We start from the raw sequence: 23706 nt of genomic DNA on the forward strand, positions 1-23706 counted from the left end.
AGCGGCTATGATGAATCTTTCCGAGCTGGCTCAGGAGCACAGTGCTCGAGAGCGCAGCGCTCAAGAGCGAGCCTCCCAAGAGCAAACTCTTCAAGATCGAAGCGAATCTGGTGATACCCTAACAGCAGAAGGTGAGCGTTTACTGCCTTTGGCTAATATGTGTGCCATGACGGTTGATTTAGAAGACTATTTTCAAGTGTCGGCATTTGAGTCTTTTAGTGATCGTGAGCAATGGCAGCAGTTTGAGTGTCGGGTAGAAGCCAATACCGAAAAGTTGTTAAACCTGTTTGAGCAGCACCAAATTCACGCGACTTTTTTTGTGTTAGGTTGGATAGCGGAGCATTATCCTCAGTTGATTAAGTCCATCGCCAAGGCTGGACACGAAATCGCTAGCCATGGCTATGACCACCAGCGGGTACACCATTTATCCAGACAAGGCTTTGCCGCCGATATCAGGCGCAGCAAAGCCTTATTAGAAGACACTGGTGGCGTTGCAGTGCAGGGCTATCGTGCGCCGAGTTTTTCCATTAGTGAGCGTACACCTTGGGCCTATGATGAGTTGGCTAATGCCGGTTATCGTTATAGTTCGAGTGTTTACCCCGTTAAGCATGATCACTATGGCTCCCCCTTATTGCCCAGATTTGCTTTTTTGGCTCACCCTGATGTATTGGAAGTGCCTATTTCTACGCTCCAATTGATGGGCAAAAACTTCCCCATTGGCGGTGGTGGTTATTTTCGATTGTATCCAGAGACTTTGATGCAATGGGCTTTACGTCGTTTTCATCGTCAAGCACAACAGCCTTATATTTTCTACATTCACCCTTGGGAGTTAGATCCTAAGCAGCCTCGGCCATTTCAACTGAGCAAGAAAACGCAATTTCGGCATTATTTAAATTTACACAAAACCGAGCCGCGTATTGCGCGTTTATTGAGCAAATATCCATGGCGGCGAATGGATGAACTATTCTTAGACAAGAACGAGCAAGGCTAACAACAAACTCGGCAGGCATTTACATAGCAGTAGCCTACATGACAAGGCCAAGAGGGCCGCGATGATGAGGGAATAGGCTGTGCAACTAAAGCAATTAACACCCGATACAAGACCACAGTGGGATGACTTTGTGATGTCCCACCCTGAAGGTGAGTTTTTTCACTTATCGGGGTGGCAACAAATTTTTGAGCAAGTTTATCACCATCCATGTTGGTTTTATTATATTGAGCATCAAGGGCGTATTTTAGGCTTATTACCCCTGGCTCAGATCAAAAGTTGGATTTTTGGTAACAAGCTTATCTCGCTGCCTTTTTCTGTTTGTGCTGGCATTTTATCCACCGATCCAGAAGCGACGCGCTTGTTGCTAGAGCAAGCCAAGACCTTGGCTACGAGCTTGAAAGTCGATTGTATTGAATTACGTCATCGACGCGACATGTTACCCGATTGGCTGACCAAGCCGAGCCATGAAAACTTTGCCTGTGAGCTCGCTGGCTCACCCGAGCAAATTTTAGCCGGGGTTAAGAAAAAACAACGAGCGGTAATTCGTCAATCCCTCGCTAATGGGCTGAGCTTTGAAATTGAGCAAGAGGTTGAGCCTTTTTATTCCATCTATTCTGAGAGTGTGCGCAATTTGGGCACCCCCGTGTTTGCCAAGGCGTATTTTCAAGCTTTGCTCGCCACCTTTCCCGAGTATATCGATATATTGACCGTTCGCTCACAGGGTCAACCTGTGTCGAGTGTCATGAGCTTCTACTTTAAGCATCAGGTCATGCCGTATTATGGCGGCGGTACCTTGTCGGCTCGTGAGCTAAAAAGTAACGACTACATGTATTACCAATTAATGTGCCATGGTGCTCAAAAAGGCATGACGCAATTTGATTTTGGTCGTAGCAAGTTAGGCAGTGGCGCCCATGCATATAAAAAACATTGGGGCATGGTGGCCCAGCCGCTGTTTTATCAAAGCTGTTTGGTAAAAAGCCAAAGCTTACCTAATGTCAGCCCGACTAACCCTAAGTATCAGTTGTTTATAAAAGCTTGGAAGAAGCTGCCTTTACCTATAAGTAGGGTGTTAGGGCCGGTACTCGCAAAGGACTTAGGCTAATGGAGAAAATACTTTATCTGTGTCACCGGATCCCATATCCCCCCAATAAAGGGGATAAGATCCGCTCGTACCATTGGCTGCAGTATTTAAAGCAAAGATATGACGTCTATCTTGGCGCTTTTATTGATGATCCTGAAGACTGGCAATACCAAGCCGTATTGCAGCCACAATTGGCGGGGTGTCATCTTGTGGCACGCCATCCTCTATGGCATAAGATGGCAAGCTTGCGTGCATTGATGGATCGGCGCCCATTAAGTTTGGCTTATTACCAAAGTAAACAAATGCAAAGTTGGGTTGAGGCCGTTATTCGTGAGCATCCGGATATTAAGGTATTAACTTTCTCGTCGGTGATGGCGCAGTTTGTTGGCCAAGAAGACCGGTTTCGGGTGATGGACTTTGTTGATATCGACTCGGATAAATGGCAGCAATATGCAGACAAAAAGAAAGGCTTGATGGCGTGGCTATACCGCCGTGAATACAACACCTTAGCTAAGTATGAGAGCCATGTTGCCAGCACCTTCAACCTAAGCTTGTTTGTTTCGCAAAGCGAGGCTGATGATTTTCAGCAACGTCAAAAAGTGACCCCAACAACCCAAATCAATGACAATATTAGCTGGGTGCAAAATGGGGTTGATCTCGATTACTTTGATCCCAGTGTGGTCAGTGACGTATCGCCCTATGCCGACAATGAGCAGGCGCTGGTCTTTACTGGGGCAATGGATTATTGGGCTAACATAGAGGGGGTGACGTGGTTTGTACAACAGGTGTGGCCACGTATTGTGGCGCAAAAACCTAAAGCGACCTTCTATATTGTGGGTTCAAATCCAACCAAAGCCGTTAAAAAATTAGCCAATCAGCCCGGCGTTATTGTCACGGGGCGCGTTGACGATGTGCGGCCCTACTTGAAGCATGCCTATTTGGCGGTCGCCCCGTTACGCATTAGCAGAGGGATCCAAAATAAGGTATTAGAAGCATTGGCGATGAACAAGGTCGTGGTGGGCAGTCGTCATGCTTTTGTCGGGATAGGCAATGCCTCTGGTTCGCGAATGGCGGATACCAAGCAAGACTTTGCTCGCCATTGTGTTGCGGCGTTGAGTCAAGTGGCTCAACTCTATGACGGTCACACCCATACCGCGGCCGTTGAGTCTTTAGCGCGTCATTGGGTACAGCAGCATTTTAGCTGGCAAAATAGTTTTAACCGCCTCGAACATCTGATGGGCCAAGCCAAGGGCTAACCGATGATGGCCTTACCTCAACCTTTAACTCAGACTAAGCCGCCCCTCGCCACCCGCCTTTGGCTGCCTTGGTTTGCACTAGCTGGCCTCCTGTTGCTCTGGTTATATAGCTTTGCAGTGACTTGGCTGACGATGGTGAAGATTTGGTACAGCATAGAAACCTTCGCACACTGTTTTTTTATTATTCCCATTAGCCTGTATCTAATATGGCAGCGTCGAGCGGCGTTGTCGTGCACCGCGATAGGCTTTTCTTGGTGGCCCGTTGGGTTACATTTTTGTCTGTTGTTAGGTTGGTTATTTGGCCTGCGCTTGGGTATTCAAGTGATTGAACAATTCGCGGTGTTGGCCATGTTACCTAACTTTGTTTGGCTGATTTGGGGCTCAGCCAAATGCAGGGTGATCTTGTTTCCTTTGCTTTATAGTTTATTTGCCTTACCGTTTGGCGAATTTTTGATCCCTTCTTTACAACACATTACGGCAGAAATGTCAGTATGGCTGTTACGCCTCAGTGGTGTGCCGGTATACCAAGAGGGCATGTTCTTATACACCCCGGATGCGCGCTTTGAGGTGGCATGGACCTGCAGTGGTATTCGTTACTTGTTAGCCGCCTTGAGCTTGGGCTGCTTGTTTGCTTACTTGCATTTTCAAATCTACAGCAAGCGATTGTTATTTATATTGTTCTCTATCGCATTGCCGATTTTGGCTAATGGCGTTAGGGCGTGGTCAATTATCATGATTTACCATTTTATCGACCAAGGTATTGCCGGCGATGTGGATCATTTGATTTATGGGTGGTTTTTTTTCTCGCTCGTTATCGGGTTGTTGTTTTTAGTGGGATGGTGGTTTGCTGAGCCGGCTCAAGTGGATCAACTTGCCTCTACCGTTAATGAGTCACTGCGTCAGGGCGCTGATTTATTTGGCCATCTGTCAGGTATCGCTGCGTTAATCTTGGCAGCGGTGAGTTTAGCGCTCGTCGCCGTATTCGCGGGCAACAGCCAACCCGCGGCGGTGACCTTTGCTGCTAAGCCTTTACCGACAGCAAGCTTGGGCTGGCAAGGTCCTGACTCAGTGAGGATTGGCGCCGATGCATTATCGTGGCAACCCCGCTTTGTTAATGCTGATCATCAATGGCTAGGGCAATATCGCTATCAGGGTAAGGTGCTCTATGTGTATAGCGCTTACTATCACCAAGAGCGACAAGGTAAAGAATTAGTCAGTGTACTCAATCGGTTATATAACCCAAGTCATTGGCATGTGTTAAGCCAGAACCGTTTTGAGGGGCAGTTCGATCAGATAACGCTGGTGGCTAACCAACTCCGATTGGGTAACGAATTGGGCGAACAACAATTTGTCTATTATTGGTATCAGGTAGGACAGCATCCCTCGTTAGGTGGTATCAACACTAAGTTACAACAATGGTTACATGCGCCCTTTGGGCCCAGTCGCGGGCAAGTGTTTGCGATCATGGTGCCAAAGCAAGCCGATCTTGCATTGGTTGAGACCTTTATTAACCAGCATCTCGAGGGGCTGAAACGGTGGTTTGCCAATCCCGTTATCTTAGCCAAGGAGGCAAAAAATGGAGCGTAATGAAGACGCAAGGCCGCTTATCATGCATGTGGTATATCGGTTTTATGCCGGAGGTTTAGAAAATGGCTTAGTGAACATTATTAATCAGATGCCTACGGAGGCGGTGCGTCATGTTATCGTTTGCTTAACGGATCACGATGACTTTATTGAGCGGATCAAAGTGCCCGTTGAGGTCATTGATTTACATAAGAAAGCGGGCTTTGACTGGGGCTGTTCTTATCGCTTTTTCAAACTAGTGAGGCAGATCCGACCCGATATTGTCCATAGCCGTAATTTGGCTGCCCTTGAATATCAACTGCCAGCATGGCTGGCCACTCGGCCCCTCTCTTGTCATGGTGAACATGGCTGGGATGTCTCTGATTTAACTGGGCGGTTAAAGTATCGCTTGATCCGACGGTTCTACTCTTATTGGGTTGATGCCTATATCGCCCTATCAAAACATACCTATCAGTACTTGGTTGAGCGAGTGAACATTCCGCCGGCTAAGGTGATGCAAATATGTAACGGGGTGAATACCGATGTTTTTTCGCCAGCGGGAAAACCTAACCTGTTACCCCCTGACCAAGTTGATCAAGATTGCTTTGTTATTGGTACTGTTGGGCGATTAGCACAGGTTAAAAATCAACTGTTGCTGCTACAAGCCTTTGCTTCGTTACTGGATAACCCCGCCGGTGATGGCAAGAAGGTTCGTTTGCTGATCATTGGCTCGGGTGAATGTGAGCCAAGCTTAAAACAATTTGTGCGTGAACATCACCTTGAGCAATTTGTGTTTTTCATGGGGCAACAAGAAGACATCAACAAGTGGCTGCAATATATGGACTTATTTGTGTTGCCGTCCCTTGCTGAAGGGATTTGTAACACCATACTGGAAGCAATGGCGGCAGGTAAGGCGGTGATCGCGACGGATGTTGGGGGCAATGGCGAGTTGGTCGTAGATGGCGAAACCGGCACCTTAGTTGAGTCACAAAATTGCGCTGAGCTGGAGCGAGCCATGTTGGCCTATTTATTAAGGCCTGCCATGTTAGCCAAACACGCCCAGGCGGCACGTGAACGAGCGGTGGCTGAGTTTTCGTTACCTGTCATGGTCGGTAAATATAGCCGCTTTTATCGTGATTTATTGGCTCAGCATCCGCATGCCAAGCGTTTGCCGAGTGATGATTTAACAGACGTAAATAACGGGTCAAATATTCAGCATAAATGAAAAACAAGCCCTAGGCTTATAGATAGCGGCTAGTCGCAACGGGATAACATGGCTTGATTCTGGAGGCGTTATGTGTGGCATTGCAGGGATAGTATTAGCGCAGGGTAACGAAGTGAATGCTCAGCTGATTCGGGATATGAATCAGGCGCTGTTTCATCGAGGTCCAGATGAGGGTGGGGTTTATTTAGGCGAAGGGGTCGGCTTAGGTCATCGCCGCTTATCTATTATTGATGTGGCCAGTGGTCAACAACCCATGCTCAGTGACGATCAACGAGCTTGTATCGTGTTTAATGGTGAAATCTATAACCATCAAGCATTGCGCCAAGAGCTGATTGAGTTAGGGCACCATTTCAACACTGTGTGTGATACCGAAGTCATCCTTCAAGGGTGGCTGGCATGGGGGCCGCAAGTGGTCAACCGGTTGCGTGGCATGTTTGCCTTTGCGATTTGGGACCAATCTCAGCAGCAACTCTTTTTAGCTCGGGATCGACTCGGCATTAAGCCCTTATATTATGCCATGCTGGCCAGTGGTGAATTGATATTTGGCAGTGAGTTAAAAGCACTACAAGTACACCCCAAATTACCCACTGAGCTTAACCCTCAGGCCATTTCTGACTATTTCTCATTGGGTTATATTCCAGAGCCTAAAACCATTTTTGAGCAAGTCTATAAGCTGCGCCCCGGTCATACCCTGTTATTAAAACAAGGTATGACATCGTTGCCAAGCAGTGAATGTTACTGGGATGTCTCCTTTGCACCGCCAGCCAGTGCAGAAACGGATGCGAGTAAGAGCATAGCGCAGCAGCTGACAGAGCGCCTGCGTGAAGCGGTCGATATCCGCTTGGTTGCAGAAGTTCCGCTAGGCGCGTTTTTATCGGGAGGGGTTGATTCCAGTGCCGTGGTGGCGATGATGGCGCAGTTGCAAGCCGAGCCCGTTAACACGTGTGCCATTGGCTTTGATGTCGCGGATTTTAACGAAACCGAATTTGCCGCCATGGTGGCACAGCGTTATCAAACGGCCCATCGCGTCGCGACCGTGGCCAGTGACGACTTTGCTTTGATCGACAAGCTGGCTTATTTTTACGACGAGCCTTTCGCCGATAGCTCTGCCATGCCGACGTATCGGGTGTGTGAACTGGCCAAACAGCAAGTCACCGTGGCCCTCTCGGGGGATGGTGGCGATGAGTTATTTGCAGGTTACCGCCGTTATCAATGGCATTTGCGTGAAGAGCGGATCCGTAGCTTAGTGCCTGAAGCCGCCCGTAAACCTGTTTTTTCGTTATTGGCGAAGGCTTACCCTAAGGCCGATTGGGCGCCCAAATTTTTACGCGCTAAAACCACCTTTCAAGCCATTGCCAGAGACACGGTCGAAGGGTATTTCCATAATTTTTCAATCTTCAGCGAAGCGCAAAAGAGTGAGTTATTTAGCGAACAATTAAAGGCGCAATTAGGGGACTATCGCAGTATCAGTGTGTTTAATGAACATTACGCCAACTTTGACGGGGTGGATAGCTTGTCACTGGTGCAATACCTAGATTTAAAAACCTACTTGCCGGGCGATATTTTAACTAAGGTTGATCGAGTGAGCATGGCACATGCTTTAGAAGTCAGGGTCCCGATACTGGATCACAAGTTAGTGGAATGGAGTGCAACATTACCGCCAGCGACTAAATTGGCTAAAGGCGTCAGCAAGGCTATCTTGAAACAAGCGCTCGAGCCTCACTTGCCTGAAGATGTGCTGTATCGCCGCAAAATGGGCTTTGCTGTGCCCTTGTGCCGCTGGTTTCGTGGCCCACTTAAAGACAAGTTACATACCGCTTTGTCGTCCGGCTGCCTGGCTCAAAGCCAATTATTCAACTTGGATTACATTCACCGCTTACTTGAGCAGCACAGCTCTGGGCGCCGTGATCATAGTGCTGCCTTATGGGCACTGTTGATGTTTGAAGCCTTTTTGGCGAAGCAACAGGCGGGGGCTGTTTCGCAGCCAGACTCGGTCACCGCATCGGCCGTGATATAACAGGGAAGTCTATGAAAATATTACATGTTCTTGATCATTCGGTGCCTTTACATAGCGGTTATAGTTTTCGCACCTTAGCCATATTAAATCAGCAGCGTGCTCGCGGCTGGAAAACTTATCACCTCACCTCGGCAAAACAGGGGCCTAGACTGGATTGGCAGGAACTAAGCCATGGCTTAGTGTTTATGCGTAGCCCCTATGTTGCTTGGTTGATGAATATACCTTTGCTTGAGCAGTTAACGACGGTTATCACCCTTAAATGGGCGTTAAGCCGCGCTGTGCGTCAAGTGAAGCCGGATGTGATCCATGCTCACTCGTCGGCATTAAATGGCCTAGCGGCTTGGTGGCAAGCGAAGATGAGCGGATTACCCTTGGTGTATGAGGTGAGGGCATTTTGGGAAGACGCGGCCGTGGACCATGGTACTGCGGTTGAGCATGGTTGGCGCTACCAGCTAACCAAGGCATTAGAAACGTTTGTACTTAAACGTGCCGATGCCGTGACAACGATTTGCCAAGGGCTAAAAGACGACATGCAACAGCGCGGCATCGCTGCAGAAAAAATCACCTTGATACCTAATGCGGTAGACATAGACAAGTTTACCCCTTTAACCGAGCCTGACTCGGTGCTGTTGCAAGAGTTAGGCCTCGAAGGGAAAAAGGTATTGGGCTTTTTGGGATCCTTTTACGGTTATGAAGGTTTGAATTTACTGATTGATGCCCTGACCGAGCCCGCGTTACAAGATGACGACATTTGTGTGTTGTTGGTAGGGGGCGGGCCGCAATTAGCCAATTTGCAACAGCAAGTTGAGCGTCTGGGTTTGAACAAGCGGGTACAGTTTATTGGCCGAGTCAGCCATGATCAAGTGGCGCGATATTACAGCTTAGTGGATATCTTAGTGTATCCGCGCCTAGGCATGCGGTTAACGGAAACGGTGACGCCACTTAAGCCATTAGAAGCCATGGCACAAAGTAAGTTAGTAGTGGCATCGGATGTAGGCGGGCATAGGGAGTTAATTCGTGATGGTGAGAATGGCTTTTTGTTTCAGCAAGGTAGCGTGACAGATTTGGCCCAAACCTTAGCTAAGGTGTTGGCGCAGCAAGCCCATTGGCCTGCGATTTGGCAGCAGGGCATAGATTACGTGCGCAATGAGCGTAATTGGTCAGTCAGCGTGGCTAATTACCAAAAAGTCTATCAGTTAGGCGGGCTAAGTGGCCAACCCCTAGATCAAGGGGCGTGCTAGTGGTGGCTATGCCCAAGCCCGATTCAGTTCAGCCCATGCCGGCAGCCCATGCTGCCCATCATAGTCGTAGAGCGGCTAATATGCCGAGTATTTTGGTACTGAGCTCATTATTTCCAAGTCAGGCTCGTCCGACTGCAGGGCTGTTTATTCAAGAGCGCATGTTTCGCGTAGCGGCTGAATTCCCCTTATTTGTGGTTAGCCCCGTGCCTTGGTTTCCATTACAAGGCCTGATTCAATGGTGGCGGCCTCATTATCGCCCTCAACCAGCCAATTTTGAGGTGCAAACCGCACCTGATGGATCCTTGGTGCATGTCTACTTTCCGCGTTTTTTTTCTTTGCCGGGGGTGGGGCGCTGTTTTGATGCTTGGTTTATGGCTAGGGCGGTGTCACGCTGGCTCAAGCGGCATCCAGAATTAGATTGGCAGATCTTAGATAGCCATTTTAGTTATCCCGAAGGGGCGGCTGCGGGCTTGCTATCAAAATGGTTTCGTAAACCCGTTACCCTTACCTTGCGTGGTACTGAGGTGCCCCATAGTTTGGGATTTTTCACGGCGCGCTGGCAACGTTGGGCTTGGCGCCAAGCGGATCGGGTGTTTGCGGTTTCGACTTCATTGCAACAACTTGCTTTGGGCCAAGGCGCATCGCCAGCCAAATCCGACGTGGTTGGCAATGGGGTGGATTGCGATACTTTTTATCCCGTGGATAAGCAGCAGGCCAGAGCTGCTTTAGGGTTAGCTGAGACAGACCAAGTGTTGATTACGGTGGCGGGGTTAGTGCCGCGCAAAGGGTTTCATCTGGTGATCGACGCCTTGGCGCAGCTGCCTGACTCGGTGAAATATGTGATTGTTGGGGGAGCCAGTGCTGAGGGTGATTATCAACTCACCCTTGAACAACAGGTGGCTCGATTAGGGTTGTCATCTCGGGTGTTGTTTGTTGGGCCAAAACCCAAATCTGAGCTGCGTCATTATTTAAGTGCGGCAGATTTGTTTGTGCTAGCCAGTGCCAATGAAGGTTGGGCCAATGTGATCCTTGAAGCCATGGCTTGCGGTGTGCCTGTGTTGGCCAGTGATGTTGGCGGTAATCGTGAAGTGATTGCTAATGAGCAACTGGGGCTGATTTATCCTTATGGCGACCAAGCAAAATTGCTAGCCGGCATTGAGCAAGGGCTGGCCAAGCACTGGCAACAAGAGACCTTATATCAATACGCCAAGGCAAACAGTTGGCAGTTACGAGTCGAGCAATTAAAGCGTCATTTTCTCGCATTGAATCGAAGCGAGCAGGGAAGCGATGAACGAGAAAGCTGAACTAGAAAGTGAATCATAGGGTGTGGCCATGAAAAGATTAATAGAAAAGGCCCAGCAAGGGCAGCAATATTGGCTCAAGCATTTAGTGCAACATATTAAAGCCACCGACTCTGAGCGCACTATATTGGTGGCGGGGTGCCAGCGTTCCGGTACCAATATGTTAATGGACATCTTGGATTTAAGCTTAGCCACTGATGTGTTTCATGAACGCGACGAGCGTGCATTTGAGCGCTATCAAATGCGTGAGCTTGGTGTGATTAAGGATTTAAGAGAGCAAAGTAAGGCGCCAGTGTTTGTGCTAAAAACCTTGTGTGAATTGGAATTACTGCCGCGCCTAACGCAAGAATTAGCGCCTGCTAAAATTTTGTGGATCTATCGAGACTTTCGAGATGTGGTCAACTCCATGCTGAAGTCTTTTCGCAACCAAGGTAAGCAAATTAAGCGCTTGGCTTCAGGGCAAGATGATTCTTGGTGGGGTAATGGCCTATCTGAGTCCTCGCTCGCCCTATTACAGGATCGCGTGACGCCAGATATCAACGATACCGATGCGGCCGCGCTGCAGTGGTATGTTAGGAACGTGATGTTTTTCGAATTAGGCCTAGATCAGGGCCCAGATGTGAAATTAGTTCAATACGAGCAGCTTGTTGAGCAGCCACAGCAAGTGTTACCAGAAGTCCTTAGTTTCGCTGATTTGCCGGTTAATGACAAAATGACACGTTATATCTTCAGTGGTTCGGTGGGGAAGCGAAATGCACCCAGTTTTAGCCCCGAGATCGAGCAATTGTGTCTATCCTTATTAAATAGGCTCAATGCTTGTGTTGCACAGCAGCAAACGTAACACAGGCATGAATACGGACATTGTCTGTCAATGTGTTGCTAGGGCCTGTTGATCTTTGGAGCTTGTTTTTGCAGCGATTTGTTGGGTATTTATACAAGGCAGCGACTTTGTGGCATAGTCACCTACGCGAAAAGGCGCTAACGCAGTAGAAATGACCAACAAACGCTGTCCTTTGGATTCGGCTAAAAGCGTTTTGCGCGTCGTTGAGCAGTATTTACTTAGAATGCTAAGCTACACACTGCTCGCCTTGCTCAAAACGCTTTTATCTCGAACAAAAATTAACCACGAAAGGTCAACAGGCCCTAGGCTTTTTTTCTCAACCTGAGGGCGTAAACAGGTCGTCAAGGCGCAGGCAACCTATGGCTTTGGCTAAGGAGTAAGGCATGTACACCAAATTGGTCTCGTCAGTACTGTTTCCTATACATGAGCTCGTTAAGCGCCATTCAAGTGTTGCGTTGCGCCGTGAGCTAGAAGCAAGCCAATGGTTTAATCAAGACAAACTCGCTGCGATGCAACTTGAAAAGCTGAACCGTTTTATGACTGAGATAGGGCGGCATGTGCCTTACTATCGGAGTATGTTTCAAGATCTTGGCTTTATTCCTGGCAATTTTAAATCCGTTACCGAACTCGCTGAATTACCTCTACTAGACAAAACCAAGATCCGTCAAGCGGGGAGTTTGCTGCAAGCCGATAATGCTGGGCCACTAAGCCTGTTTAATACCGGGGGATCAAGTGGTCAACCCCTGCAATTTATGGTGGGTAAGCAGCGCAAAAGCCATGATGTGGCAGCCAAGTGGCGTGCCACCCGCTGGTGGGATGTGGATATAGGCGATAAAGAGTTAGTGGTTTGGGGGTCGCCGATTGAATTAGGGGCGCAAGATCACCTGAAACAATGGCGCGACCGTGTGTTTCGGTCGCGTTTGTTGCCCGCTTTCGCTATGTCGGATCAGCACATCAAGGGGTATATCAAAGAGATTATTCATTATGGGCCGACCATGCTATTTGGTTACCCCTCTTCCTTGGCCTTGATCGCGCGTTATGCCAAACGTCATCAAATTAACTTGTCTAATCTTGGTATCAAGGTGGCATTTGTCACCTCAGAGCGCTTGTTTGAAAATCAAAAAGCCCTAATATCTGAGGTGTTTAATTGCCCAGTAGCCAATGGATATGGTGGTCGAGATGCGGGGTTTATTGCCCATCAATGCCCCCATGGTGGCATGCACATTTCTGCCGAAGACATTATTGTCGAGATAGTGGACAAACAAGGTTTGCCATTACCAGCGGGTGAAATTGGTGAAGTGGTGGTGACGCATTTAGCCACGGCTGAGTTTCCCTTTGTGCGCTATCGCACCGGGGACTTGGCGTGTTTGGGCACGGATTTATGCCCCTGTGGGCGCCATTTACCTTTGTTGGAAAGCATTGAAGGGCGTACCACTGATTTTGTTCTCGCCGCCGACGGTACCACAATGCATGCGCTGTCTTTGATTTATGTACTGCGTGAATTAGCCAATGTGGCCGAGTTTAAAATTATTCAAGAATCGCAATTTCACACCCGCTTGTTACTGGTGATGCAATCGGACATAGACAATGCCAGCATCGATTTTATTCGCCGTAACTTCCATCAACGTCTAGGTGATATTCAGTTAGATATAGAGTTTGTCAGCCAAATTCCAAGGGAGAAATCAGGTAAGTTTAAATATGTAGAGAGCAAGGTCGGAGCGACTTGGGACTATGCGTGATATTGCGCTGACCTTAGTTTATCTTGGCCTGATCCCATTTTGTCTAAAGCGACCTATGTGGGCAATCTTGGTTTGGTCTTGGCTCAGTTATATGAACCCCCATCGCTTGGTGTATGGATTTGCCTATTCATTGCCCTTTGCCCAAACCACGGCCATTTTATTGCTGATTGCATTATTTTTCAGTAAAGAACGTTTTACCATGCCTTGGCGTGATGGCAAGGTAATGATCCTAATAGCGTTTATTTGCTGCATGATAGTGAGTACGTTAACCGCATTTTATCCTGACTTAGCTTGGTACCAGCTGGAGAAGGTACTAAAAATTCAGGTGATTGTTTTTGCTTCCTTGTATGTACTAACCAGCTATAAAGATCTTAAAGCCTTGGTGTGGGTGATTGTTTTATCCATCGGGTTTTATGGTGTTAAAGGGGGCATATTTACCATTACCACAGGGGGCGTTTATCGGGTTCAGGGGCCGGCAGATTCGTTCATGTTTGGCAATAATGAAATCGGGCTCGCGATCTTAATTATCACACCACTCATCCGGTTTTTAGCCATTGACGCCAAGCAATGGTGGTTACGCCTTGGGCTTAATTGCATGGCGGTGATTTGTTTATTTGCTGTGGTCGGCACCCATTCACGGGGCGCGTTGGTGGGGGGCGTTGTGATGATGAGTTTTCTTTGTCTACGCAGTAAAACCCCCTTCTTGTCTTTGGCCTCCTCTGTTTTGATTGGGGCCTTGCTGCTTAATTTCGCGCCCAGCCAGTGGACCGAACGGATGAACACGATCGAAACCTTTGAAGAGGACCAGTCGGCGATGGGGCGAATAAATGCGTGGCAAATGGCGTTTAATTTATCCAGCCAAAAGCTATTAGGGGGTGGGTTTGAATGCTTCCGTGATGAGACATTTTATCTCTATGCGCCCGAGCCAACCATGGTGCACGATGCCCACAGTATCTATTTTGAGGTGCTCGGTGAGCACGGCTTTATCGCTTTGGCCTTGTTTCTATCTTTGTGGGCCATGACGTGGCTCAGCGCGCAGCGTCTTATTGTGCAAACGAATAAGGCGCCCCCCGATTCTGAGTTGGCATCTATCAATCAATTGTTGCGCCATGTGCAGGTGGCTTTTGTTGCTTATCTTTCGGGTGGGGCGTTTTTAGGAATGGCGTATTTTGATTTGCCTTATCATTTATTGTGTATCGTGATCACGTGTTCTGTTTTGGTTCAACAGCAACCCAATGAACAGTCAGTTAAATCCGAGAAAGATGATAAACATGCTATTAAATCAGGTTTTTACTAGCCTAAGTTTAGGTTTAGATTGGTTCAAGGAGGCGTATGTCGGTTACTCGCATTAGCATGATCACCTTAGGGTTAACGATCTTGTACGTTAGCTACGCTTACGTGAACTTTTCCATGTCTGGTCCTGCCGTTGAATTCAAGCTGTTGCTGCCATTTTGGCAGGACATGCTCGTGTCTTTGTTGAAGCTGACTTTCGCGGTTTGGGTGTCACTGTTTTTAATGGTTTATGCTAGTGTGCTTAGCTACCAAAACTATCGACATTTGGGGTGGTTGAGCCCACGCCCAAGTGTTTATTTTTTTCTCTTAGTGGGTTTTAACTTAGCCTTCCTGATCTTGCTGTTTGTTACCCAGCTGTTTTTTAACCCGTCTGTGATAGTGGTTAATTTTAGTTATGATCAAAAATGGCTGGCCTATTTTAGCCCTTTGTTAAATAAGGATGTTATTTTAGCCCTTTGGTGTTTACTGCTGACACTTTTGCTATTGCCCGTGTTTATTCATCTACTACGGGCTTTTTTTGTGCCGCGAGTCACCAGTCATTGGCGCATTCTGTGGCCTTGGTTTGCCTTGGTGTTATTGCCGGTCTTTTTGTTACATATTCCGTTGCAAGGTGCTGCGACAACCTCCGTTAAACCAGCCCGAAGTGATTTACCTAATATCATTATGTTAGGTGCAGATACACTCAGGGCAGACCGATTATCTACCTATGGTTACCAACTTCGCGGCCAAATTAGCCCGAATATCGATGCTCTAGCGAGTAAAGGGTTGCAAGCCAATCACATGTTTGTCCCGTTAGCGCGAACGGCGCCCAGCTTAAGTTCGATCATGACGGGACGCTACCCTTGGCAGCATAGGGTAAGGACCAACTTTGTCACCGAGCAACAGGTCGATGTGGCAGGTGCATTACCTCAAGTGTTGGCGGAGCAAGGTTACGTTACTTCCGTGGTGGGAGATTGGGCGGCAACGGATTTGGGTAAATTTGAATTCGGCTTTTCGCGTCAGTCTTTACCGGCAGACCAATGGAATCTAACCACCTTAATTGCCCAGGGACCAAAAAATATTCGTCTGTTATTAAGTTTATTTTGGCATCACGAATTAGGACGACGTTGGTTACCAGAGATATTTTATGTGGCAGGCAGTTCCATCGACCAACACATCTATCAACTGGCCTTAGATGAGCTCAATCAACTTGCCGGGCAGCCCGCGCCCTTTTTTATGACGGTATTTAGCGCAGGCGCGCACATCCCCTTCGCTAGCCGTTGGCCTTATTATCAGCGATACAGCAACCCAGATTATGAGGGGGAATCTAAATATGTGATGAGCAGTTTTGGCTCTATCCGTGAAGTGATGAAGAACATGGCGCGTGATAAACGCAGTTTTGACATTGAGCAGATCAATGCCTTGTATGATGGCACCGTCAGTCAATTTGATGATTTGGTCGGTGAGGTTATCCAACGTTTAGTCGCCCTAGGCATCGCTGAAAACACCTTAGTGGTGGTGTTTTCCGATCACGGTGTTGACTTGTTCGAGCAAGAATCTTGGGGCCAAGGTAACTTGTTGTATCCCTCGAGTTACCGTATCCCATTTATCTTGTATGATCCACGTGATCCTAAGCCGCACACCATTAACCATACCACCAGTAGCCTCAGTATCGCGCCAACCATTTTACAGCAACTGGGTATCCGTATTCCTTCGACCATGGCCATCGCCCCCCTCAGTCAAGCTAATGAACAAAGCGTGGCTTTCTATGAAAGTGGCATGTGGCTAGGTGAAATGCCAGGGTTACCTAAAGATAGGTTTCGCTACCCCAACATTACTGAGCTGCTATATATCCCCGACCCGACCCAAGGCACCTTAGCGATTAAGGAGTCATACTTAAATCAAATCAATCGTTCGCGTTTAAAAGCGGTGCGCCAAGGGCCGTATCAAGTAGAGCAACTGAGGTTAACAACGGGCACGCAATTAAGTTGTAGCCAAGATCCCCATCCTGCAGGGCCGTGTGACTTAACCATGGCGCCTTGGCAGGGCTTGGCTGCCTTATTACAAGCGTGGATCTTGCAGGAGGAACAGCAATGAGAGGATACTGGGTCGGTTTATTTTGCAGTGCCTTGTTGCTTAGCCTTAGCCAAGTACAGGCGAAGGGGATAGGCAATTTTTCTGCAACCCCGGAAGAGTTGATGACGTTGCCGGGCTATTGTCGTCCTAAAGCCAGTAAAAATGGTAACAATATGCGCGTGCCTGAAGTGAAATATTGGTCGGATCGCATTGGCAGTAAGGTGTACTCTCATATTCATCACTATTGCCATGCCTTGGTGCAAATACAGCATTATTTATCTCGTGATCGCAGCGAAAAAGTGCTGGTAAAGGCGGCTCTCAACAACGTCAATTATTCATTAACTCGTACCCCGCCCGAACATGCTATCTATCCCGAGCTATTATTAACTAAGGGGTATATTTATGAAGTCTCACAGCAATATGATAAAGCGGTAGAGAGCATTAATGAAGTCGTGGTGATGTCGCCTAGATTAGTGCGCAGTTATGTGCAGCTCAGTCGCATTTATTTACTTAATCAGCAACCGCAACAAGCGATTGAAGTATTGGAAATCGGTATCAAGCACACTCAATCGGACTACTTGCAACAGCGGCTGCAAAAATATCAAAAACTGTTACCCGAGGCAGAGGCGAGCATTGGCTCAAATTAAAAGGAGCGGTTATGACCAAGGTAGGGAACCAAGAGCATTTATCTGAGTCTGAACCCTTGTTGTTAACTGTGGTGATCATGGCGTATAACGAGGCTGATAATATCATTGCTTGTTTAACCTCGGTCGCAGCTAATGTTCAAGGGTTAGTAGCAACCAAGCTAAATCCGTTTGCGCAAGTGGAGTGTTTAGTGGTGGCCAATGGCTGTCGTGATAATACCGCTGAGTTAGCGCGTCAGTTCAGTGAACAGTTTGCGAGGCTAAAACCTTCGGTGCAACCTTGGGTAAAAGTATTTGAAATCGAGCGTGGCGACAAAGCCAACGCGTGGAACCGTGCGGTGCATCAATACAGTAAGCCGTCACAATATTATGTGTTTCTCGATGGTGACTGTGTTGCCCAGCCTAACGCCATTGCTAAACTAATCGATGAATTAAATCATGATATTAAGTTAAACGCGTGCTCGGCCGTACCTAGTGCAACATTGTCTTTGTATCGCCAAGAGATGGTCAATAAAGGCGGCATAGCGGGCTGTCTTTACGCCTTATCGGGTCAGTTTGTGCAAAGGATCAAACAGCAAAAAATCAAGATGCCCATTGGTTTTATTGGTGACGATAGCTTAGTGGGCGCTCTGGCTCATTGGGATCTCGACCCCTTGGGCAATCGTTGGAACAAAACCTTAACTAAGGTATGTCCGCAGGCGCAATTTAACTATCCCAGCACTTGGTGGCATGCCATTACCGATCCGCGTTTCTATCTCAATCGCTATCGCCGCTATAGCTTGCGCCATTTTCAAAATAAACTGTTATCTGAGCGCTTATATGTGGCAGGGTTAAAAGGTATTCCCGAGCGGGTTGAAATCCTATATCAAGATGCACCTTTGGAGCATTTGGTACTGCGACCCGCTTGGTATCATCGCTTTTTTGATCGGCAAACCGTCAAGATGATCTTAGCGTCGCAACAGGCGCAGGCGGTGGCCGATGCAGGCTAAACCTAAGGTAAAAATATTACTGGTGTGCTCTGTTTCGCCGTTTGCGCAAACTTCCGGCGCAGCGCAGCGCAGTTTACTGATTTATCAGGCGTTGTCTGCCTTGGGTGAAGTGGATGTGATTGAAATTCAGTGCGGCGCGCAGACTAAGCTGATATGGGATCAAGCTCATTCAATACTAAAGCTGACCTTGGCTAGTCGGTTTTGGCATGCTTGGTGGCCCCATCGTGAGCTTAATCGTCAAATCGAATCGCAATTGGGTCAGTCCTTGGCCGATTATCACCTTGTTGTTGGTCGTTATGTTTGGCCCATCAGTCAACTTGCGATTCCTCATCATGTGCCAACCTTAGTGGATTTAGACGATTTTAAATACCGCTACTCAAATCAATTAAGCTGGACACCAGCCCTTGCTGTCTCAGCGTTGAAAAAGTACTTTGCCTATTGGCACAATCGTTTGTTGTTGCGCCGTTTTGCAGGGGCTTTTTTTGTTTGTCAGCGCGATCAAGTCGCAACCAATTGGCTGCCATCGCGGATCTTGCCCAATATTGTTTGTCAGCAAAGTGAGCAACAGTCGGCTCAGGCTCCAAGCGCCGTGCCAGCCAAACCGCGACTCTTATTTGTTGGTTCCCTGTGGTATCAACCTAATATTGTGGCGGTGGATTGGTTTTTAACTCAGGTTTTGCCGCTAATTCGCGCTCAGGTAGCAGACGTTGAAGTCATGTTAGTGGGCGCCGCGCCGCAAGCGAGAAGGGAAAAGTGGCAGCAGGTCGAGGGCGTGTTGGCGCCGGGGTTTGTTGAAAGCTTAGCCCAAGCATACCAGCATGCGAGCGCCGTCATTGCCCCGGTATTAATGGGCGGCGGCAGTAATATCAAGGTGCTAGAAGCTATCGCTTATGGCAAACCTTGCGTCACCACCTCTATCTGCAGTGATGCGTTTGCCCCTTATTTAACCCCAGATGAAACCTTGCTGGTGGCGGATAAGCCAGATGACTTCGCTGCTCTTTGTATTAGCACCCTTAACGAGAGCGAGGCAATGCAAGGGCGTATTAGTAAGGGTCAAGCCGTGTTAGCGCAGTACTATCACCCCAATCAATTTCAGCAAACCTGCCAACAACTGGCGCAAGGGTTATTATCACCTGTGTTAGCGGCAAACCAACAAGTAACTCCAATGCAACATAAAAACATATCGGATCGCTGCGATTAAGCAGAAGCGCAGCATTATCACCAAAGCAATTTCAGCCAATTTTCAGCAAACCTGCCAACAACTGGCGCAAGGGTTATTATCACCTGTGTTAGCGGCAAACCAACAAGTAACTCCAATGCAACATAAAAACATATCGGATCGCTGCGATTAAGCAGAAGCGCAGCATCATCACCAAAGCAATTTCAGCCAATTTTCAACAAACCTGCCAACTACTGGCGACCTCCTCAGTTAACCGTAAACCAATCAGCAAGCAGCTCTCACTCTATATACCCAATCTACTTGAAGATGTATGTTTCAGAGCGCCACCGTGCTTTCAATACTAGGCACGCTAATGCAGGAATGTAAGCACCTTCTAAATTAGCGTAACAACGTAGTGGAAGTACGGTGTCGCTCCCAAAGGGCAAGTTTTACAGGCGTTTATGCCGCGTTATTGATTTTGATAAGGGAACAACCATTACCTGCAATCAATGCCTTGCCTAAACGCCTGTAAATTCTTGCTGAAATCAAGCATCTCCAGGTTGATTGGGTATATAACAACGTATCTACTCGTTGCGATTACATGAGGCGTTAGCATAAATGTTAAGGCTTTTGATGCAATGCCTTAACGATAGCCGTGAAATTTCGTCTCGATGTTTCATTATTTAACAGGGTGCGTAGCTGTTTGTTACGATCAGCATAATGTTGGTTGGCTAGGGCTTGGATCGCAGCATAGCGTACCTTATCTTGCTTTGCGGTTGCTGCATACTGATATACATCCTTACGCGTATTAGTGTCTAATTGATAATTGCCAAGGGAAGTTAATACAGCTTGTTGAACTCGCTCTTTTCGCTCTGGAGTGAGCATGGTTTGTAAGCCTTGATAGGCTCGGGGGGTGGCGAAGCTACCCAGTGCTCTAGCGCTGGCTTTTTGTATCGCGCTGGAAGGGCTATTGGTGTATCCCAATACGACATCGGTATATTGCTCGTCAGCGCTATTGGCAAACGCGGTAATGATACTGGCGGCTAGGTTATCATCCTTGCTCGTTGTCAGCTTGTCTAACAGTTGTTCACTGATCAGCTGGCTGTTTTCATTATCTTGGCGGCGTCCTAACATGGCTCCTAATGTCATGATAAAGCTGCCTGCTTGCTCACCGAGTTCGGATGTATTTTGCAATAGGTCTATGATGGCTTGGCTGGCAGCATTGCCCAGCGGGGCCTGGCCATTTTCTAATGCGCGCAGGGCACGAAAGCGTGTGTTTGGAGCGCTATCTTGGTGATCAATAAAGCGCACCAAGGTTAGCTGACTTTGTGGGCTATCCACTTGTCCTAACGCGTTAAATAGGCGCATTTGTGCTTTATCTGACAAGTTTAGCTGGTTGAGTGTATCTGGTAAGCGTTGGAGCACGGCGTCAAACTCGCGCAATTTGGCGGCTAAACTAAAGCCATCCAAAGCAAGTAAGTCGGTATTGGTAAGAAAGTGGTCGAGTCGTGCGCTTAGTTCATTGAGCTGTGCTTCGCTAAGTGTAGGCTGGTTATTAACGGGCCAATCTTCAACCTTGGCGGGCAGGGAGAATAATTCGCTCGGCTGGGCTTGGCTCAACAAGCTCAATTGGTAGCTTTGCTTGGTATTGAAAGATAATTCATCAGCTTGGCCTATTAGGTTTAATTGCTCTGTGCCATGGCGCTGACTAAACCAGCATTGCTCAGGGGTAATCGTGTGCAAAGACTGCTTCACCTCGATATGGCGAAAGGCGTTAGCGGCGCTAGCTTGAGTGAGGCGGTAGGCTGTTTTTTGCATTTGCAACTGTTGCTGTTGATTGGTGCTATATCGCACTTGATATTGGCCTAAATTATCTTGCTCTAACCGAGTCGGTTTTGCTTTGGTCGTGTTTGGCCCACTTAAATATTGAAAATAGTATGCAAACCCTTGTAATTGCTGCTGTTGATTAGCGGAGAGATGGGGCGCAAACCAAAATGCTTTGATCAACCCTTGTTTGTCAATTTGAAAGGCAAAGGGGGCTTCAAAGCTAGGGTCGCGGTCATTGATGCCATTGCTGGTGAGTATCACATTATCTGCCTTAACTCCCCACCATGCTTGCTCTTGGTATTGTACTGGAGTGATCGAGATAACCCCCTTCATGGTGAGGCTGCTAGGTAAAGGCGATTGCATCGAAAAGTGCGTTTGTGTATTGATGCTAAACTGATATTGCCGCTGACATTGTGTTGCTTGCACCCAAGGTGCAAGCAAGACTATCGATATACCTAAAGCGATGACTAACGCGAGCTTCATAACGGTTGTTGTCCTTCTTTTGAAAGTAAGGTCCATGTTTTATTTAATAAGCTCGGTGTTTGGTATAGCCAGAGGTCGTAATGGGTTGTTTTAGTGCCACAGGGATAAAAAATAATCCACTTTTTACACCACTTGATACCTTGTAATTCGGCATAAAGGCCAAACTTACCCGATATGGCATCAATGCTGTCTTCTAGTCCGATGCTGTAGTAAATATTAGGTTCATTTTGTCCGTTATTGGCTAACTCAAAACCGGCACTGGAGTCCATGGAGAAAGTGTTATCAATGAGGGTGAAAATGGCTTGGACACCACCAGAGGCAACGAGTAAGTTGATCCCACCCCGGCCAAATGCGCCAAAGTCAACATGGAACAGATCTCCACCTCCGGTTAATTCCGCATTGTAACCCACGGTTAATTCCAAGCCTAAGTTGCCGCTAACGCCTGCTTCTACTGACATGGGCACAGGCCCAATAGAAAATCGAGCTTGTGCCAATACGCGCTCTTCTTCCCATGTGTATTCCCATGTTTTACTAAATGCGTTGTTGTAGAACTCTTCGTCTAGCACGGTGGCGTTAAAAATGACCATTTCGGTCGCGTAGCCACTATTATTGCCACTGGCATAAGCGCTGCCTTCAAAGCTGACGCCAAACAAGGTGTTATGTGCATTGAAGAAGTAGGCAGACACATCCCCTGATCCAGAAATGGCGGCGCCGGGGTCAACTAAGGGAACGAGAGACATTTTTCCTGCAATATCAATAGCCACCGCAAACTTGCTGGTGTTGCCATAAGTGGCAGCAAAGTCTTTTTCATAATTGATGGTGCCGACCCCTGAGCGAGCCGTTGTTTGGCGTGCTTGTTCACCAGAGAAGAAGTAGTAGGATAAGGTGATGTCGAGGTGGTTGTTATCATCACTGTGTTCAAATTGGCCTGTGGTCTCACCTTCTGTTGCGGTCAAGCGTATTTTTAGTTGATTGTCGCCGCTGGCATCGTAGCTAGCATGCAGTGCATTGAGGTGATTCGCGTTTAAGTCGAGATCAAATTGAATGTGGTTACTCTGATCGTCTAGGCTTAAATCGACAATGATATCATCGGTATAACTATTGGAGTCGGCATGCCAAAATTTGAGTGGTACCCATACTCCGTCAATTTCAGCCGCGGCTGTCAATGCTGCCTTATCGGTATGAAGGCCATGATACCGTAAGTCAACATAACCCACGATATCCGCGCGATTGATCTCACCTAGGGCTTCAGTCTCTGGCGTATCCAATATCAGTTGCTCTATTCCAAGTGAGATATTTTCAAGGTGAAAGTCATGCTCAGGTGGCCCTTGAATTTGTAATAACGCATGATGATGGGTGCCGTCCGTATCATTGATGGTCGGGGAGTTATCTTCTTCGTTCTCTTCCTCGATGAGATTATCTGGATCTATGTGGGCAACGACCTGATACGTTCCGCCTTTTACGGTTTCTGGTATGCTGAAAGTTACCGAGTGCGTGGTAATGCTGTTAGTGAGAGGGACGGTCTCGATACCCACCACGTGGTATTCACTTAATTCCTGCTCCACATCAGGGTCGACATGCAAGTCGTCAACATTGGCTAGCACAAACTGGATATCGGTTGTTTGGTCAGTAAAGCCGCGTGAATCAAATTGATACTCGAGGGTAACAACTTCGCCAAACTTGGTTTGTTCGCCTTTGGCGTCAAGATCAGTCAGTGTGAGGTTGCCCAATTGATCGTCATAACAACCTGCTAGTAGGATGACAAATAAGGCCAGCCCGATTTTACGCATCCATGCCTGAGTAGAAGAATTTCTCATATCAATGGTCCTTAATAGGTTGAGTACAAAAAAGTTTATCAGTGAATCAGCTTTAGGCGAGTAAGCTGCTTATAGAGAAGCTTTACTTGAGAGCATTATCATGATCACTTTGGAATTTTGAGAGCTTATTCGCAATTTTTGTTGGTGATGACTCGCTCTGCATAACGCCAATTTAGAGAATAAA

At 47.6% G+C, this 23706-nt stretch carries 17 protein-coding genes; 15 read left to right on the forward strand and 2 right to left on the reverse strand.

Features of this window, described 5'->3' with window-relative positions; genetic code table 11:
• Positions 1–7 precede the first annotated feature (7 nt).
• The 15 genes from K6Y21_RS12015 (at position 8) to K6Y21_RS12090 (ending at position 19437) form a co-directional block, all read left to right on the forward strand.
• On the forward strand, positions 8–991 hold the full coding sequence (locus tag K6Y21_RS12015; protein WP_233072097.1) for an XrtA system polysaccharide deacetylase: 984 nt from the start codon (positions 8–10) through the stop codon (positions 989–991).
• 79 nt (positions 992–1070) lie between these two features.
• Complete coding sequence (locus K6Y21_RS12020; protein WP_233072098.1) at positions 1071–2093, forward strand: FemAB family XrtA/PEP-CTERM system-associated protein; 1023 nt, start codon at positions 1071–1073, stop codon at positions 2091–2093.
• Positions 2093–3328 (forward strand): TIGR03087 family PEP-CTERM/XrtA system glycosyltransferase, encoded by a 1236-nt coding sequence (locus tag K6Y21_RS12025; protein ID WP_233072099.1) that lies wholly within the window; start codon positions 2093–2095, stop codon positions 3326–3328. The genes K6Y21_RS12020 and K6Y21_RS12025 overlap by 1 nt, the downstream gene beginning before the upstream one ends.
• A 3-nt stretch (positions 3329–3331) precedes the next feature.
• Positions 3332–4915 (forward strand): exosortase A, encoded by a 1584-nt coding sequence (gene xrtA / locus K6Y21_RS12030; protein WP_233072100.1) that lies wholly within the window; start codon positions 3332–3334, stop codon positions 4913–4915.
• The gene (locus K6Y21_RS12035) at positions 4905–6116 is read left to right on the forward strand and encodes a TIGR03088 family PEP-CTERM/XrtA system glycosyltransferase (protein WP_233072101.1); all 1212 of its coding nucleotides are present in this window, start codon (positions 4905–4907) and stop codon (positions 6114–6116) included. Before xrtA ends, K6Y21_RS12035 begins: the two co-directional genes overlap by 11 nt.
• A 70-nt stretch (positions 6117–6186) precedes the next feature.
• A complete protein-coding gene (locus K6Y21_RS12040) occupies positions 6187–8133 on the forward strand; it encodes an XrtA/PEP-CTERM system amidotransferase (RefSeq protein WP_233072102.1) in 1947 nt (648 codons plus the stop codon).
• An 11-nt stretch (positions 8134–8144) separates the two neighbouring features.
• A complete protein-coding gene (locus tag K6Y21_RS12045) occupies positions 8145–9374 on the forward strand; it encodes a TIGR04063 family PEP-CTERM/XrtA system glycosyltransferase (protein WP_233072103.1) in 1230 nt (409 codons plus the stop codon).
• An 8-nt stretch (positions 9375–9382) separates the two neighbouring features.
• Positions 9383–10678 carry a glycosyltransferase gene (locus K6Y21_RS12050; protein ID WP_233072223.1) on the forward strand — a complete coding sequence of 432 codons (1296 nt, stop codon included), beginning with the start codon at positions 9383–9385 and terminating at the stop codon, positions 10676–10678.
• Positions 10679–10706: 28 nt separating this feature from the next.
• Positions 10707–11516, forward strand: a complete 810-nt coding sequence (locus K6Y21_RS12055) for a sulfotransferase family protein (protein WP_233072104.1) — start codon at positions 10707–10709, stop codon at positions 11514–11516.
• A gap of 383 nt (positions 11517–11899) precedes the next feature.
• Positions 11900–13255, forward strand: a complete 1356-nt coding sequence (locus tag K6Y21_RS12065) for a phenylacetate--CoA ligase family protein (RefSeq protein WP_233072105.1) — start codon at positions 11900–11902, stop codon at positions 13253–13255.
• A complete protein-coding gene (locus K6Y21_RS12070) occupies positions 13248–14552 on the forward strand; it encodes a putative O-glycosylation ligase, exosortase A system-associated (RefSeq protein WP_233072106.1) in 1305 nt (434 codons plus the stop codon). Before K6Y21_RS12065 ends, K6Y21_RS12070 begins: the two co-directional genes overlap by 8 nt.
• Before the next feature lie 35 nt (positions 14553–14587).
• Positions 14588–16624 (forward strand): sulfatase family protein, encoded by a 2037-nt coding sequence (locus K6Y21_RS12075; RefSeq protein WP_233072107.1) that lies wholly within the window; start codon positions 14588–14590, stop codon positions 16622–16624.
• On the forward strand, positions 16621–17250 hold the full coding sequence (locus K6Y21_RS12080; RefSeq protein WP_233072108.1) for a tetratricopeptide repeat protein: 630 nt from the start codon (positions 16621–16623) through the stop codon (positions 17248–17250). Before K6Y21_RS12075 ends, K6Y21_RS12080 begins: the two co-directional genes overlap by 4 nt.
• A gap of 11 nt (positions 17251–17261) precedes the next feature.
• Positions 17262–18236 (forward strand): glycosyltransferase family 2 protein, encoded by a 975-nt coding sequence (locus K6Y21_RS12085; RefSeq protein WP_233072109.1) that lies wholly within the window; start codon positions 17262–17264, stop codon positions 18234–18236.
• Positions 18226–19437, forward strand: coding sequence for a glycosyltransferase (locus K6Y21_RS12090; protein WP_233072110.1), 1212 nt, complete (start codon positions 18226–18228; stop codon positions 19435–19437). Before K6Y21_RS12085 ends, K6Y21_RS12090 begins: the two co-directional genes overlap by 11 nt.
• A 579-nt stretch (positions 19438–20016) precedes the next feature.
• Here the strand turns inward: K6Y21_RS12090 and K6Y21_RS12095 are convergent.
• Both K6Y21_RS12095 and K6Y21_RS12100 read right to left on the reverse strand, forming a co-directional pair.
• The gene (locus K6Y21_RS12095) at positions 20017–21705 is read right to left on the reverse strand and encodes a HEAT repeat domain-containing protein (RefSeq protein WP_233072111.1); all 1689 of its coding nucleotides are present in this window, start codon (positions 21703–21705) and stop codon (positions 20017–20019) included.
• Positions 21702–23522 (reverse strand): CARDB domain-containing protein, encoded by a 1821-nt coding sequence (locus K6Y21_RS12100; RefSeq protein WP_233072112.1) that lies wholly within the window; start codon positions 23520–23522, stop codon positions 21702–21704. The genes K6Y21_RS12095 and K6Y21_RS12100 overlap by 4 nt, the downstream gene beginning before the upstream one ends.
• Between the last annotated feature and the right edge of the window lie 184 nt (positions 23523–23706).

The sequence above is a fragment of the Motilimonas eburnea genome (genome assembly GCF_021295345.1).
Taxonomy (GTDB): domain Bacteria; phylum Pseudomonadota; class Gammaproteobacteria; order Enterobacterales; family CBDFNC01; genus Motilimonas; species Motilimonas eburnea.